Source organism: Stenotrophomonas sp. YJH_SMC_37 (assembly GCF_059370035.1).
Genome location: NZ_JCAFTG010000008.1, coordinates 22,777 through 36,188, shown reverse-complemented (window position 1 = coordinate 36,188; position 13,412 = coordinate 22,777). Strand labels below are relative to the sequence as shown.

Here is a 13,412-nt window from a genome sequence, read left to right as displayed (position 1 = left end):
TGTGCCGGAGCTGCCGGCCAGCGGCCGGCACTACATCTGCGCCCGGCGCTCTCTCAACGCACGTTGGGTACTTCGTAACCCAGCTTGCCGACCTGCTCCGGGCGCTGTGGCACACGCTTGAGCTTGTCGGTGTTCACCCCGTATTCGTCACGCAGGCGCTCGGCCAGTTCCTTGTAGAGGCCCTTGTCCATGTCCGGTGTGCGCGAGAAGATCCAGGCCATCTCGCGGCCCGGGTAGCCGATCAGTGCCCAGGAATAATCCGGTGCTACTTCCAGCACCCGTGAATGGGTGGGCACCACGCGATAGAACCAGGTGCGCCAGCCGTGATTGCCGCTGTCCGGGTCGACACTGGCGCGTGCGCGGATCTCCTGCAGGGGTTCGCCGAAGCCATCACGATAGCGGTAGGTGATGCCGACCTTGTGCGCGTCGCGCAGTTCGTACTCGTTGACGCTGGCCACATGGCCGCGCTCGACGAAGTTCGGCACGCGGCCAATCACGTACCAGGTACCCATGAAGCGCTTCAGGTCGATCGGCGCATCCGGGTCGGCGACGCGTGGGGCGCTGGCACGGGGCGATGGCGGCTCGCTGGCGGCCACGGCGGGGCCCGCCAGGGACAGGGCCAAGAGCATGGCGCAGAGCGGGCGGATCGAAGTCATGCGGGAGCGGGCTCAGGAGGGCTTTGCGTGAGCATGGTCGACTGAGCGTGCGCGATCCGTCAATGGTGTCGCAGCCTTTGAGAAGGGCATTAACCAAGCTGTGTTGCACTGTCTACCGGAGAAGCCCCATGAACGCACGTTCCGTCCGTCGCCCTGCAGCTGAACGCGTCAGCCTTGAACGTGCCGACCCGCGCCTGCTGCGCAGCGTGCGGCAGTTGGCCCTGGCCGGTGTGGCACTGGTCCTGGTCTGGCCGGCCGCGCGTGGTAGCAGCGCGTGGCTGGGCTGGTTGCCGATGTGGCTGGTGGGCATGCCGCTGGTGGCCTGGTGGGCGCTGCTGCGCTTCCCGTTGCCGCGCCTGTCGTGGCTGCGGCGGGCGCGTCACACCGGTGGACAGGCAGACCGACGCGGTGGCGGTGCGGCCCGCCGCCGTCGCGGCGCCACCGCCGCGGCCTGACCTTCGACACGGGGGCGACAGCGGTGATCCATGCTAGCGTTCCAAGGCTTATGACTGCCTGGAGCTGCAATGTCACGATTCGCTTCCGCCTGCCTGTTGGCTGGCATGATGACCGCTGCCTCGGTGGGGACCGCCGTGGCCGCTGAAGACACCGACCGTTACGCCTGGCTCGAAGACGTAACCGGCGACAAGCCGCTGGCCTGGGTCAAGGAACAGAACGCCAAGTCCGAGGCGCGCCTTGCGCAGACCCCGGCATTCAAGCAGATGGAAGCCAGCATCCGCGAGGTGCTCGACTCCGATGCCAAGATTCCCGCCGTGCAGAAGATCGGCGACTACTACTACAACTTCTGGAAGGACCAGCAGCACGAGCGTGGCCTGTGGCGACGCACCACCCTGGCCGAATACCGCAAGGCCTCGCCGCAGTGGGAAACCGTGCTCGACCTGGATGCACTGAACAAGGCCGAGGGTGAGAACTGGGTCTGGCACGGCGCCGATTGCCTGCGCCCGGACTACAGCCGTTGCCTGATCGCGTTGTCGCGCGGCGGCGCCGATGCCGACGTCACCCGCGAATTCGACCTGGCCAACAAGACCTGGATCAAGGATGGCTTCTTCCGTCCGGAGTCGAAGGGCGGCCTCAACTGGATCGACCGCGATACCGTGTTCGTCTACACCGACTTCGGTGCCGGCTCGATGACCACCTCCGGCTACCCGCGCGTGGCCAAGCTGTGGAAGCGTGGCACTCCGATGGCCTCGGCCACGACGGTGTACGAAGGCAAGCCGGAAGACATGTACATCGCGGCGACGCACGATGACACTCCGGGCTTCGAACGCAACCTGGTCAGCCGCACGCTCGCCTTCTACAACAACGAGATCTACCTGCGCGGTGACGATGGCACGCTGACCAAGATCGACGCGCCGAATTCGGCCGAGAAGGGCCTGCACAAGCAATGGCTGACCCTGGAGCTGCGTGATCCGTGGACTGTCGGGGGCAAGACCTATGCGTCCGGTTCGTTGCTGGCCACCAAGCTGGATGACTTCCTGGCCGGCAAGCGCGAGTTCGACGTGCTGTTCACCCCGACCGCGACCACCTCGCTGGCCAGCGCCACCTGGACCAGGAACCATCTGGTGCTGAACGTGCTGGACGACGTCAAGAACCGCCTGTCGGTGCTGACGCCGGGCGCCAATGGCTGGCAGACCAGCCGCTTCGTTGGTGCACCGGCTTTCGGCACGCTGGGGGTGGCTGCGGTCGACAGCAATGACAGCGACGCGGTGTGGCTGACGGCCACCGACTATCTGACCCCGACCACGCTGGCGCTGGCCGAGATCGGCCAGGCCCCGGAAACGCTGAAGACCATGCCGGCCTTCTTCGATGCCAAGGGCAAGGTGATCGAGCAGCACTTCGCCACCAGCAAGGATGGCACCCGCGTGCCGTACTTCGTTGTGCACGATCGGGCGATGAAGCTGGACGGTTCCAATCCGACCCTGCTGTACGGCTACGGTGGCTTCGAGATCTCGCTGACCCCGAGCTATTCCGGTGGCATGGGCCGCGCCTGGCTGGAAAAGGGCGGCGTGTACGTGGTCGCCAACATCCGTGGTGGTGGCGAGTATGGGCCGCGCTGGCACCAGGCGGCACTGAAGCAGAACCGCCACAAGGCCTATGAAGACATGGCCGCGGTGGCGCGCGATCTGGTCAAGCGCAAGATCACCAGCGCCAGGCACCTGGGCGTGCAGGGCGGCAGCAATGGTGGCCTGCTGACCGGCAACATGCTGACCCAGTACCCGGAGCTGTTCGGTGCGGTGGTGGTGCAGGTGCCGCTGCTGGACATGAAGCGCTACAACCACCTGCTGGCAGGCGCATCGTGGATGGCCGAGTACGGCAACCCGGATACCAGCGACTGGGAGTTCATCAAGACCTTCTCGCCGTACCACCTGTTCGATGCGAAGAAGAAGTACCCGCCGGTGCTGTTCACCACGTCCACCCGCGATGACCGCGTGCATCCGGGCCATGCCCGCAAGATGGCGGCGAAGATGATCGACGCCGGCAAGGACGTGACCTACTACGAGAACATCGAAGGTGGCCACGGCGGCGCCGCCAACAACGCGCAGGCCGCACACATGTCGGCGCTGGCCTACAGCTTCCTGTGGGAGCGCCTCGGCGGTAAGTGACGGAATGAAAAACGCCGCCTTCGGGCGGCGTTTTTCGTTGGGTCCGCGTATCCACGTGGCGTGGAGCCAGTAGATCCACGTCATGCGTGGATGCTGTTCGCGCAGGGCGATCAGGTGCCCCAGCTCTTCAACCCACGCGCGATCCGCTCCACCGCCTCCTGCAATCGCGGCACTTCCTGGGTATAGGCCAGGCGCACGTGCTGGTTGGCACGATGGAAGCCGAAATCCAGCCCGGGCGTGAATGCCACATGCTCGGTTTCCAGGAAGTGGGCGCAGAACGCCTGCGCATCGTCGGTGAACGCGCTGACGTCTGCGTACAGGTAGAACGCGCCCTGCGGCTCGACCTCGATACGGAAGCCCAGCTCACGCAGTGCGGGCAGCAGGAAGTCGCGACGCTGGCGGAACGCGTCGCGGCGCTGTTCGAAGATCGCCATCGATTCCTCGCTGAAACAGGCGAGGGCGGCATGCTGGGCGATGCTCGAGGCGCTGATGTACAGGTTCTGCGCCAGCTTCTCCAGGTCCGGTACCGCGGCCGGCGGTGCCACCAGCCAGCCCAGCCGCCAGCCGGTCATGCCGAAATACTTGGAGAAGCTGTTCAGCACGAACGCGCTGTCATCCACCTGCAGCACGCTGGGCGCATCCAGGCCATAGGTGAGGCCGTGGTAGATCTCGTCCACCACCAGGTGGCCGCCCCGCGCGTGCAGGGCCTGCGACAGTGCGGCCAGATCGTCGGCGGAAAGCACGGTGCCGGTCGGGTTGGCCGGTGAGGCGACCAGCGCGCCGACGCTGTCGGCATCCCAGTGCTGTTCCACCAGTGACGGGGTCAGCTGGTAGGCGGTCTCCGGCCCGACCGGTACCAGTTGCGCACCGCCTTCCACCAGGCGCAGGAAGTGGCGGTTGCACGGATAGCCGGGGTCCGCCAGCAGCCAGTGGCGGCCGGGATCGACCAGCAGGCTGCTGGCCAGCAGCAGCGCACCGGACCCACCCGGTGTGACCAGGATGCGTTCAGGGTCGATATCCAGCCCGTAATGGCTGCGATAGAAGCCGCTGATGGCCTCACGCAGAGCCGGCAGGCCACGTGCGGCGGTGTAGCGGGTATGACCGGCGGCCAATGCGGCCTGGCCGGCGCGCACGACAGGTTCGGCGGTGGTGAAGTCCGGTTCGCCGATTTCCAGGTGGATCACATCGTGGCCGGCCTGCTCCAGCGCCTGTGCGCGGGCCAGCAGGGACATCACGTGGAATGGAGCGATTTCATGGCTGCGCCGGCTGTAGCCCGGCGTGTGGGGCAGGGTGCTCATGTGCCCATGGTACGCCGCGCGTCTGGGTCATGCGTTCTGGTAGTGCCGGCCGCCGGCCGGCATTCCGACCGTCTCCGGCTTCGTGAGGTTGCTGGCCAGCGGCCGGCACTCCCCATGACGATCCGCAGGGTTGCCCGCAGCCCTCCTGCAACCCAGACTCGGGCACAAGGACGCCATTGCATTGCAGTTCAAGGAACCCCACTACATGAAATCCACTCTCTGCCTGTTGCTCGCCAGCCTGATGACCACTACTGCCACCGCCGCCACTCCGCCTGTTCCGCCGGATGCCGCCAAGCATCCGCATGTGGTCAAGGCGCCGTTCGGCGCGACCCGCAACGATGACTATTACTGGCTGCGCGACGACAAGCGCGAGAACAAGGACATGCTGGCCTACCTGCAGGCCGAGAATGCCTACGCGGACCAGGTGCTGGCGCCGCTCAAGCCGCTCGAAGACACCCTGTACAAGGAGATCGTCGGCCGCATCAAGCAGGATGATTCCAGCGTGCCGGCGCGTGAGCGCGGCTATTGGTACTACAGCCGCTTCGAGACCGGCCAGGACTATCCGATCCACGCGCGCCGCAAGGGCAGCATGGAGGCCGCCGAGGAGATCCTGCTGGACGTCAACGCCATGGCCGCCGGCAAGGGCTACTTCAGCGTCGGCTCGATGGAAGTGAGCCAGGACAACCAGCTGCTGGCCTGGGCCGAGGATGATGTGGGCCGCCGCCAGTACACGATCCGCTTCAAGGATCTGGCCACCGGCAAGGTGCTGCCCGATGTGATCACCGGCAGCTCCGGCGACCTGGTCTGGGCCGACGACAACCGCACCGTGCTGTATGTCGAGAACGATCCGGAAACGCTGCTGACCGTGCGCGTGAAGAAGCACGTGCTGGGCACTCCAGCCAGCGCCGACACCGTCGTCTACGAAGAGAAGGACGACAGCTTCTACATGGGCATCGGCCGCACCCGCGATGATCGCTTCATCACCATCGGCGTGCACAGCACCGTGTCCTCGGAAGAGCGCTACGCACCGGCCAGCGACCCGACCACGTTCACCGTGCTGGCCCCTCGCCAGCGTGACGTCGAGTACGATGCCGACCACTACGACGGCCGCTGGGTGATCCGCACCAACGACGGCGCGAAGAACTTCAAGCTGGTCACCGCACCGACCGATGCGACCTCGCGTGCGCAGTGGAAGGACTGGATCGCGCACGACGATGCGGTGTTCATCGAAGGCTTCGAACTGTTCGATGGCTACACCGCCATCGCCGAACGCTCCGAGGGCCTGGAACGCATCCGCCTGCTGTTCAAGGATGGCCGCAGCGACTACGTGAAGGCTGATGAGCCAGCGTACTCGATGGGCCTGGGCGACAACACCGAGGCCGATACGCCCTGGCTGCGCTACGTATACACCTCGATGACCACCCCGACCACCGTGTTCGAGCTGAACACCGCCACCGGCGAACGCCGCCAGCTGAAGGTGCAGCCGGTGATCGGCTATGACGCGTCGAAGTACGAAACCGACCGCGTCTGGATCACCGCACGTGATGGCGTGAAGGTGCCGGTGTCGCTGGTCTACCGCAAGGGCTACCAGAAGGACGGCAAGGGCGCGCTGTTCCAGTACGCCTATGGCAGCTATGGCATGTCGATGGATCCGTACTTCAACCAGACCGCGGTGAGCCTGCTCGACCGCGGCGTGGTGTATGCCATCGCCCACATCCGCGGCGGCCAGGAAATGGGCCGCGACTGGTACGAGAACGGCAAGCTGCTGCACAAGCAGAACACCTTCAACGACTTCATCGACGTCACCCGTGGCCTGGTCGCACAGGGCTGGGCGGCGAAGGATCGCGTGGCCGCGTCCGGTGGCAGCGCCGGCGGCCTGCTGATGGGCGCGGTGGCCAACCAGGCCCCGCAGGATTACCGGGTGATGGTGGCGCAGGTCCCGTTCGTCGACGTGGTCACCACCATGCTCGACCCGACCATTCCGCTGACCACCAATGAGTACGACGAGTGGGGCAACCCGGAACAGAAGCAGTATTACGACTACATGCTGTCCTACTCGCCCTACGACAACGTGAAGCGGCAGGCGTACCCGGCGCTGTTCGTGGGTACCGGCCTGTGGGATTCGCAGGTGCAGTACTGGGAGCCGGCCAAGTGGGTGGCCAAGCTGCGTGACGACAACACCGGCCACTACCCGATCCTGTTCCGCACCAACATGGAAGCCGGCCACGGCGGCAAGTCGGGGCGCTTCCAGCGCTACCGCGAGCTGTCCGAGTCGTACGCGTTCGTGCTGCAGCAGCTGGGCATCGCCCAGCCGTGATCGCGACAGGGTGCCGGGCGCTGCCTGGCACCCTGAACCGGTATCCTTGCGGCCATGAGCGCGCCAGATCCTTCCGCCCCTCGCGATGCCGCCACGCCTCCGCGCGTGGTGCGTTTCCGCTGGGCGTGGTGGCTGCTGGCGTATGTCAGCCTCGGCACCGGCATCGTCGGCATCTTCGTGCCGGGCCTGCCGACCACCGTATTCATCCTGATTTCGGCCTGGGCCGCCTCGCGTGGCTCCGAGCGCCTGCACAACTGGCTGCTGCAGCATCCACGCTTCGGCCCGGCCATCGCCAACTGGCAGGCACACCGGGCGGTCAGCCGCTACGGCAAGTGGATGGCCACGATCACCATGGCGGTATGCGCCGCCATCATGCTGTGGTGCGTACCGATTGCCTGGGTGAAGTGGTTCTCGATCGGCAGCATGACCGTGGTGGCGATCTGGCTGTGGACGCGGCCGCTGCCGCCAAAGCAATGATTGCCCGCCGGGCATGGCCCGGCGCTACCTGCGGCGCCCGGTTACGGTAGCGCCGGGCCATGCCCGGCGGATGCGTGGCGTGCCGCCCTGCACCAACCGCTCAGCCGCCAATGGCTATACTCGGGGCATGAAGATCCCCCATCGAAACGCCATCCTGATTCCGCTGGCAGCGGCCTCGCTGCTGCTCCTCGCCGCCTGCGGCAACAAGGGCCCGCTGGTACTGCCGCAGAAGCCGGTGCCGGTGGAAGAAACCGTCGAACCCGCTGCCGAGCCCGCCACCGAGGCGACCCCGGCGGAGGCCCAGAGCGCCGTTGCCCCCGCCACGACCGTCGACCCGGCTGCAACGACCACTCAGCCGGCAACCGCGCCAGCGAAGAAGGCGGGCAGCGGGGATGAGTAAGGCCAGTTCCACGGCGCTGCGCTTCAGCAAGATGCACGGCGCGGGCAATGATTTTGTAGTGATCGACCTGCGTGACGGCACCGCGCCGCCTACGCCCGAACTGGCCGCGCGCCTTGCCGACCGCCACACCGGCGTCGGCTGCGACCAGATCCTGACCATCGAAGCGCCGCGTGTGGAAGGGTCGGTGGCCTCGTACCGCATCTGGAATGCCGACGGTTCCAATTCCGAGCAGTGCGGCAATGGCGCACGCTGCATCGCGGCCTGGCTGGTGCGCCAAGGGAGTGCGCAGGGCGATGCGTTCGTCATCGACAGCCCGCTGGCCAGCCATGAAGTGAAGGTGCTCGGTGACGGACAGTTCGCCGTAACCATGGGCGTGCCTGCCTTCGAGCCGGCCAATGTGCCGCTGATGGGCTTCGCCCATCCGCGCGAGGAATACCTGCTGCCGCTGCAGGGCGAAAGCGTGCGCTTCGCCGCAGTGTCGATGGGCAACCCGCATGCGGTGATCGAAGTCGGCCTGATCGATGCCGCTCCGGTTGAACGCGTGGGTTCGCTGCTGCAGCAGCACGCGTCGTTTCCGCGCTCGGTGAACGTGGGCTTCGCCCAGGTGATGGGCCCGGCGCACGCCCGCCTGCGCGTGTTCGAGCGCGGCGTCGGCGAAACCCTGGCCTGTGGCAGTGGCGCTTGCGCCGCTGCGGTGACCCTGATGCAGCGCGGCCGCCTGCAGCGCGATGCCCGCATCAGCCTGCCCGGTGGTGACCTGCGCATCCAGTGGCCGGGGGATGGCCAGCCTGTGGTGATGGCCGGCCCGACCGCATTCGTCTTCGAAGGGGAGTGGATGGCATGAGCGAAACCGTCGACAAGCTCGGGGCCCACGAAGTCGCTGCCTGGTTGCGGCGTCATCCCGGCTTCCTCAAGCAGTTCCCGGACTTGGCCCTGACCCTGGTGGTGCCGCGCGATGACGGCCCGACCGCATCGCTGGCCAGCTACCAGCTGGAAGTGCTGCGCGAGAAGAACCGCGAGCTGGCGCGACGGTTGGCCGACCTGGGCGCGACCGCCCAGGTCAACGAGCGGCTGGCGGTGCGCACGCATCAGCTGACCCTGGCACTGATGAAGCAGGACAATGCGGCCGACACTCTGCGTGCGATGGCCGCTTCGTTGCAGGAAGACTTCGCCGGCGACCTGGTGCGGCTGGTGGTGCATGCGCCGGTGGCCGGGCTGGAACAGGCCGACTGGCTGCAGGTGATCGCCGCCGATGATCCGCAACTGGGCCCGTTCCGCGACTGCCTGAAGGACGGCGAGCCGATCTGCGGCCGCCTGCAGCCGGAGAAGAACGCCGTGCTGTACGGCGCGCGCAGCGAGGAGGTGCAGACCACCGCGCTGCTGCCGCTGCCGGGGGTTGGCCTGATCGCGGTCGGCAGCCATGATCCGAACCGTTTCTACCCGGGCATGGGCACGTTGTTCCTGCGCATGATGGGCGACGCCCTGGCCACTGGCCTGAAGCGCTTCCCGAGCTGAGCAGGGCACGACGGCGATGAGCGCGGTACAGGCGTTCCTGCAGCATCTGCAGGTGGAGCGGCGGATGTCGGCGCACACACTCGACGCCTACCGCCGCGACCTGGACGCGCTGTCGGTCTGGGCCGAGCCGCGTGGCGTAGCCGTGGAGGCACTCGATGCCGATGCGTTGCGCCAGTTCGTGGCCGATGAGCATCGGCGCGGGCTGTCGGCCAAGAGCCTGCAGCGCCGCCTGTCGGCCTGCCGAAGCTTCTACGCCTGGCTGCTCAAGCACGGACGCATCGAGGCCAGCCCGGCAGCGACGTTGAAGGCCCCGCGCGCACCGCGCCGGTTGCCGCAGGTGCTCGATGCCGACGAAGCCGTACAGCTGGTCGAGCTTGAACCGGAAGGTGAACTCGGCCGACGTGATCGCGCGCTGCTGGAGCTGTTCTACTCCGCGGGCCTGCGCCTGAGCGAAGTCTGCGCACTGACCTGGCGCGACCTGGATTTCGCCAGCGGCCTGGTCAACGTGCTGGGCAAGGGCAACCGCCAGCGCCGGGTGCCGTTCGGCAGGCCCGCACGCGAAGCGCTGCAGGCGTGGCGTGCCGAAAGTGGTGGCGGCCCGGCCTCGCCGGTGTTTCCTGGCCGCAACGGGCCGATCAGCCAGCGCGCGGTGCAGATCCGCATCCGCCAGCTGGCGCAGCGCCAGGGCCTGTTCAAGCATGTGCATCCGCACATGCTGCGGCACAGTTTCGCCAGCCATATTCTCGAATCGTCCGGCGACCTGCGCGGTGTGCAGGAGCTGCTGGGCCATGCCGACATCGCCACCACGCAGATCTATACCCACCTCGATTTCCAGCATCTTGCCAAGGTCTACGACGCCGCGCATCCGCGCGCGAAGCGCCGACGCAGCAGCGAGGGCAGCGGAGAAAGCTGAACGTTGCCCCTGCGGTGGCCGGTCGCGGGTGGCTTGAAGGGCGCAGCGCAGTCCCCACCTCTGGTTCTGTCACCCCGGAGGCATCATGGACCCCAGTCAGAACCCCAACGTTTTCCACGCCACCACCATCGTCTGCGTCCGTCGCGGCGAGCACGTGGCCATTGCCGGCGACGGCCAGGTCACGCTGGGCCACACCGTGATGAAGGGCAATGCACGCAAGGTGCGCCGCCTTGGCCGCGACGGCCAGGTGCTGGCCGGTTTCGCCGGTGCCGCCGCCGATGCCTTCACCCTGTTCGAGCTGTTCGAGGCCAAGCTGGAAAAGCACGGCCAGCTGCAGCGCGCTGCGGTCGAGCTGGCCAAGGATTGGCGCACCGAGCGCCGCCTCGGAAAGCTTGAAGCCCTGTTGGCCGTGGCTGACAAGGAAACCTCGCTGATCATCAGCGGCACCGGCGATGTGATCGAACCCGAGGACGGCATCATCGCCATCGGCTCCGGTGGCTCGTATGCACTGTCGGCCGCGCGCGCGCTGATGGCACATACCGAACTGGATGCGCGCACGATTGCCAGTGAAGCGATCGGCATCGCCGGCGACATCTGCATCTACACCAACCGCAACGTGGTGGTCGAGGAGCTGTGACCGCTCTTCTGTAGTGCCGAGCCATGCTCGGCAGGGCTGCCCGTCAGCCGAGCATGGCTCGGCTCTACATGCATCTGAATCCGTGAGCACATCCATGTCGAAGATCGAAGTATCCTCCGCCACCATGACCCCGCGCGAGATCGTGCAGGAACTGGACCGGCATATCGTGGGCCAGCACGACGCCAAGCGTGCCGTTGCCATCGCCCTGCGCAACCGCTGGCGCCGCATGCAGCTGGCGCCGGAGCTTCGCAATGAAGTGATGCCCAAGAACATCCTGATGATCGGCCCGACCGGCGTCGGCAAGACCGAGATCGCGCGCCGCCTGGCTACGTTGGCCAACGCGCCGTTCGTGAAGGTCGAAGCCACCCGCTTCACCGAAGTCGGCTACGTCGGCAAGGACGTCGAGCAGATCATCCGCGACCTGGCCGACACCGCGGTCAAGCTCTATCGCGAACAGGCCAAGGTGCGCGTGCGTACCCAGGCCGAAGAACGCGCCGAAGACCGCATCCTCGATGCGCTGCTGCCGCGTCGTAGCGGCGGCATCGGTTTCGATCCTGAAGTCGCCCGCAACGAACCGTCGGCGCAGGACAACGAGACCCGCATCAAGTTCCGTAAGATGCTGCGCAACGGTGAGCTGGACGAGCGTGAGATCGAGCTCGACCTGGCGGCCAATGTCAGCATGGATATCATGACCCCGCCGGGCATGGAGGAAATGGGCCAGCAGCTGAAGTCGATGTTCGCCAACCTGGGTGGCGGCGCGAAGGCGCACAAGCGCACGCTGACCATCAAGGCCGCGCGTCCGCTGCTGATCGAGGAAGAGGCCGGCAAGCTGGTCAACGAGGACGATATCCGCACTGCGGCAATCGAGGCCTGCGAGCAGCACGGCATCGTCTTCATCGACGAGATCGACAAGGTTGCCAAGCGCGGCGACAACGTGGGCGGTGGCGATGTCTCCCGCGAAGGCGTGCAGCGCGACCTGCTGCCGCTGGTGGAAGGCTCCAACGTGTCCACCAAGTACGGCACGATCAAGACCGACCACATCCTGTTCATCGCGTCGGGCGCGTTCCACCTGGCCAAGCCCAGCGACCTGATTCCGGAGCTGCAGGGCCGTTTCCCGATCCGCGTTGAGCTGGGCGCGTTGAGCAAGGGCGACTTCGTGCGCATCCTGACCGAACCGAAGGCGGCGCTGACCAAGCAGTACGAAGCACTGCTGGCCACCGAAGGCGTCAAGGTCAGTTTCACTGCCGATGCCATCGAGCGCCTGGCCGAGATCGCGTTCCAGGTGAACGAGCGCCAGGAAAACATCGGCGCGCGCCGCCTGCATACGGTGCTGGAGCGCCTGCTGGATTCGCTCAGCTACGAGGCACCGGACCGCGATGGCGAAACCCTGGCCATCGACAGCGCCTACGTCGATGCACACCTGGGTGAGCTGGTGCAGGACCCGGACCTGAGCCGCTACATCCTGTAATGCGCGTCGAGGTCAGATCCTTCGCCGTGGCGAGGGCCCTGACTCCATCCGCTGCAACAGAAAAGGCCGCCGCAGGGCGGCCTTTTGCGTTGGCGCTCAGCGCGATTGCCGGGCGCGGTAGGCCTGCAGTACCTGGTCGATCACTGCACTGGTGCGGGCGGCGCTGATGCCGTTCGAGGGCGAGTGCCCGTGGCCGCGCAGTTCGTCCACGACGGAGGCGATCAACGGCTGCTGGACCGATGGCGGGTTCGGGATATCGAATGCCTGCACGCCCGCTTCGGTCTCCAGCACCACCGGAACGTCCTCGAAGGTGGCAAAGCGCAGCTGCCCCAGGTCGCCGGTGATCTCGACCTCGTCCTGTCGGCGGAACGCGCAGAAGCTCCATTGCGCGATGCCGTGCGCCCCCACCCCGGTGCGGAAGCACATCGAGACGCTGTCCTCGGCGGCGTAGGCGCCGGTCAACGAACTGGCCAGGCCGCGCACGTCGCTCAGGGGCCCCAGCAGATGGTCGAGCAGGTCCAGCGTGTGTGAGCCCAGATCGACGAACAGCCCGCCGCCGGCGATGGCGGGGTTGGTTCGCCAGAAGTCCGGCGATGCGGCAGCCGCCGAATGTGGCCGATGCAGGGTGGCGCGCACGCTGCGCGGCGTACCGATCGCGCCGCTGTCCAGCAACTGCTTCACCTGTGCGAAGCGGGGCAGGGCACGGCGGTAGTAGGCCACGAACACGGGCACGCCGCTGCGGGCGCTGGCCGCGATGATGCGCTGGCACTCGTCGTGGTTCATGGCCATCGGCTTTTCGATGTAGACCGGCTTGCCTGCAGCAATCGCCTGCAATGCGTAGTGCATGTGCGTGGAGGGCGGTGTTGCAACGTAGACCGCGTTCACCTCCGGATCGGCGATGAGTGCATCGGCGTCCGCGTACCAGCGCGGAATCGCGTGGCGGCGTGCATAGTCTTCGGCCAATGCGGCATTGCGGCGCATGACCGCCACTACCCGTGAGCCCGGCGTGTTGGCCAGGGCCGGCCCGCTCTTCTTCTCGGTGACGCTGCCACACCCGATGAAGCCCCACACCACGTTGTCCAGGATCATCGATCTGCCCTTGCAGGGGGT

General features: G+C 66.6%; 13 protein-coding genes. 10 read left to right on the top strand and 3 right to left on the bottom strand.

From position 1 onward, the window contains the following. Positions 1 to 53: 53 nt before the first annotated feature. Entirely contained in the window at positions 54 to 656 is a 603-nt protein-coding gene (locus tag AC5P8J_RS12675) for a lipocalin family protein (protein ID WP_019660709.1), read from the bottom strand. A gap of 128 nt (positions 657 to 784) precedes the next feature. Here AC5P8J_RS12675 and AC5P8J_RS12670 point away from each other — a divergent pair, with 128 nt between their 5' ends. Together AC5P8J_RS12670 and AC5P8J_RS12665 are read left to right on the top strand one after the other, a co-directional pair. Further along, positions 785 to 1,111 carry a hypothetical protein gene (locus AC5P8J_RS12670; protein WP_021203893.1) on the top strand — a complete coding sequence of 109 codons (327 nt, stop codon included), beginning with the start codon at positions 785 to 787 and terminating at the stop codon, positions 1,109 to 1,111. Between the two features lie 69 nt (positions 1,112 to 1,180). After that, on the top strand, positions 1,181 to 3,277 hold the full coding sequence (locus tag AC5P8J_RS12665; RefSeq protein WP_021203894.1) for a prolyl oligopeptidase family serine peptidase: 2,097 nt from the start codon (positions 1,181 to 1,183) through the stop codon (positions 3,275 to 3,277). A 110-nt stretch (positions 3,278 to 3,387) separates the two neighbouring features. Here the strand turns inward: AC5P8J_RS12665 and AC5P8J_RS12660 are convergent, their stop codons facing one another. Beyond that, the gene (locus AC5P8J_RS12660) at positions 3,388 to 4,575 is read right to left on the bottom strand and encodes a pyridoxal phosphate-dependent aminotransferase (RefSeq protein WP_031270507.1); all 1,188 of its coding nucleotides are present in this window, start codon (positions 4,573 to 4,575) and stop codon (positions 3,388 to 3,390) included. A 205-nt stretch (positions 4,576 to 4,780) separates the two neighbouring features. Between AC5P8J_RS12660 and AC5P8J_RS12655 the strand changes: the two genes are divergently transcribed. The 8 genes from AC5P8J_RS12655 to hslU all read left to right on the top strand — a co-directional run bounded on the left by AC5P8J_RS12655 (position 4,781) and on the right by hslU (position 12,302). Then, positions 4,781 to 6,892 carry a S9 family peptidase gene (locus AC5P8J_RS12655; protein WP_021203895.1) on the top strand — a complete coding sequence of 704 codons (2,112 nt, stop codon included), beginning with the start codon at positions 4,781 to 4,783 and terminating at the stop codon, positions 6,890 to 6,892. A gap of 54 nt (positions 6,893 to 6,946) precedes the next feature. Beyond that, entirely contained in the window at positions 6,947 to 7,369 is a 423-nt protein-coding gene (locus AC5P8J_RS12650) for a YbaN family protein (RefSeq protein ID WP_495216847.1), read from the top strand. Between the two features lie 127 nt (positions 7,370 to 7,496). Continuing rightward, positions 7,497 to 7,769 carry an LPS translocon maturation chaperone LptM gene (gene lptM, locus AC5P8J_RS12645; protein ID WP_495216845.1) on the top strand — a complete coding sequence of 91 codons (273 nt, stop codon included), beginning with the start codon at positions 7,497 to 7,499 and terminating at the stop codon, positions 7,767 to 7,769. After that, the gene (dapF, locus tag AC5P8J_RS12640) at positions 7,762 to 8,613 is read left to right on the top strand and encodes a diaminopimelate epimerase (protein WP_111102111.1); all 852 of its coding nucleotides are present in this window, start codon (positions 7,762 to 7,764) and stop codon (positions 8,611 to 8,613) included. The genes lptM and dapF overlap by 8 nt, the downstream gene beginning before the upstream one ends. Next, positions 8,610 to 9,284 (top strand): DUF484 family protein, encoded by a 675-nt coding sequence (locus AC5P8J_RS12635; RefSeq protein ID WP_019660702.1) that lies wholly within the window; start codon positions 8,610 to 8,612, stop codon positions 9,282 to 9,284. Before dapF ends, AC5P8J_RS12635 begins: the two co-directional genes overlap by 4 nt. A gap of 16 nt (positions 9,285 to 9,300) precedes the next feature. Further along, positions 9,301 to 10,197 carry a tyrosine recombinase XerC gene (xerC, locus tag AC5P8J_RS12630; RefSeq protein WP_495216844.1) on the top strand — a complete coding sequence of 299 codons (897 nt, stop codon included), beginning with the start codon at positions 9,301 to 9,303 and terminating at the stop codon, positions 10,195 to 10,197. A gap of 85 nt (positions 10,198 to 10,282) precedes the next feature. Beyond that, positions 10,283 to 10,834: an ATP-dependent protease subunit HslV gene (gene hslV, locus AC5P8J_RS12625; RefSeq protein ID WP_005411093.1), complete on the top strand. Its 552-nt coding sequence runs from the start codon at positions 10,283 to 10,285 to the stop codon at positions 10,832 to 10,834. 94 nt (positions 10,835 to 10,928) lie between these two features. Continuing rightward, positions 10,929 to 12,302 (top strand): ATP-dependent protease ATPase subunit HslU, encoded by a 1,374-nt coding sequence (gene hslU / locus AC5P8J_RS12620; protein ID WP_026347094.1) that lies wholly within the window; start codon positions 10,929 to 10,931, stop codon positions 12,300 to 12,302. Positions 12,303 to 12,398: 96 nt separating this feature from the next. On the opposite strand, the gene AC5P8J_RS12615 is transcribed toward hslU, so the two are convergent. Further along, complete coding sequence (locus AC5P8J_RS12615; RefSeq protein WP_021203900.1) at positions 12,399 to 13,391, bottom strand: Gfo/Idh/MocA family protein; 993 nt, start codon at positions 13,389 to 13,391, stop codon at positions 12,399 to 12,401. Positions 13,392 to 13,412: the final 21 nt, after the last annotated feature.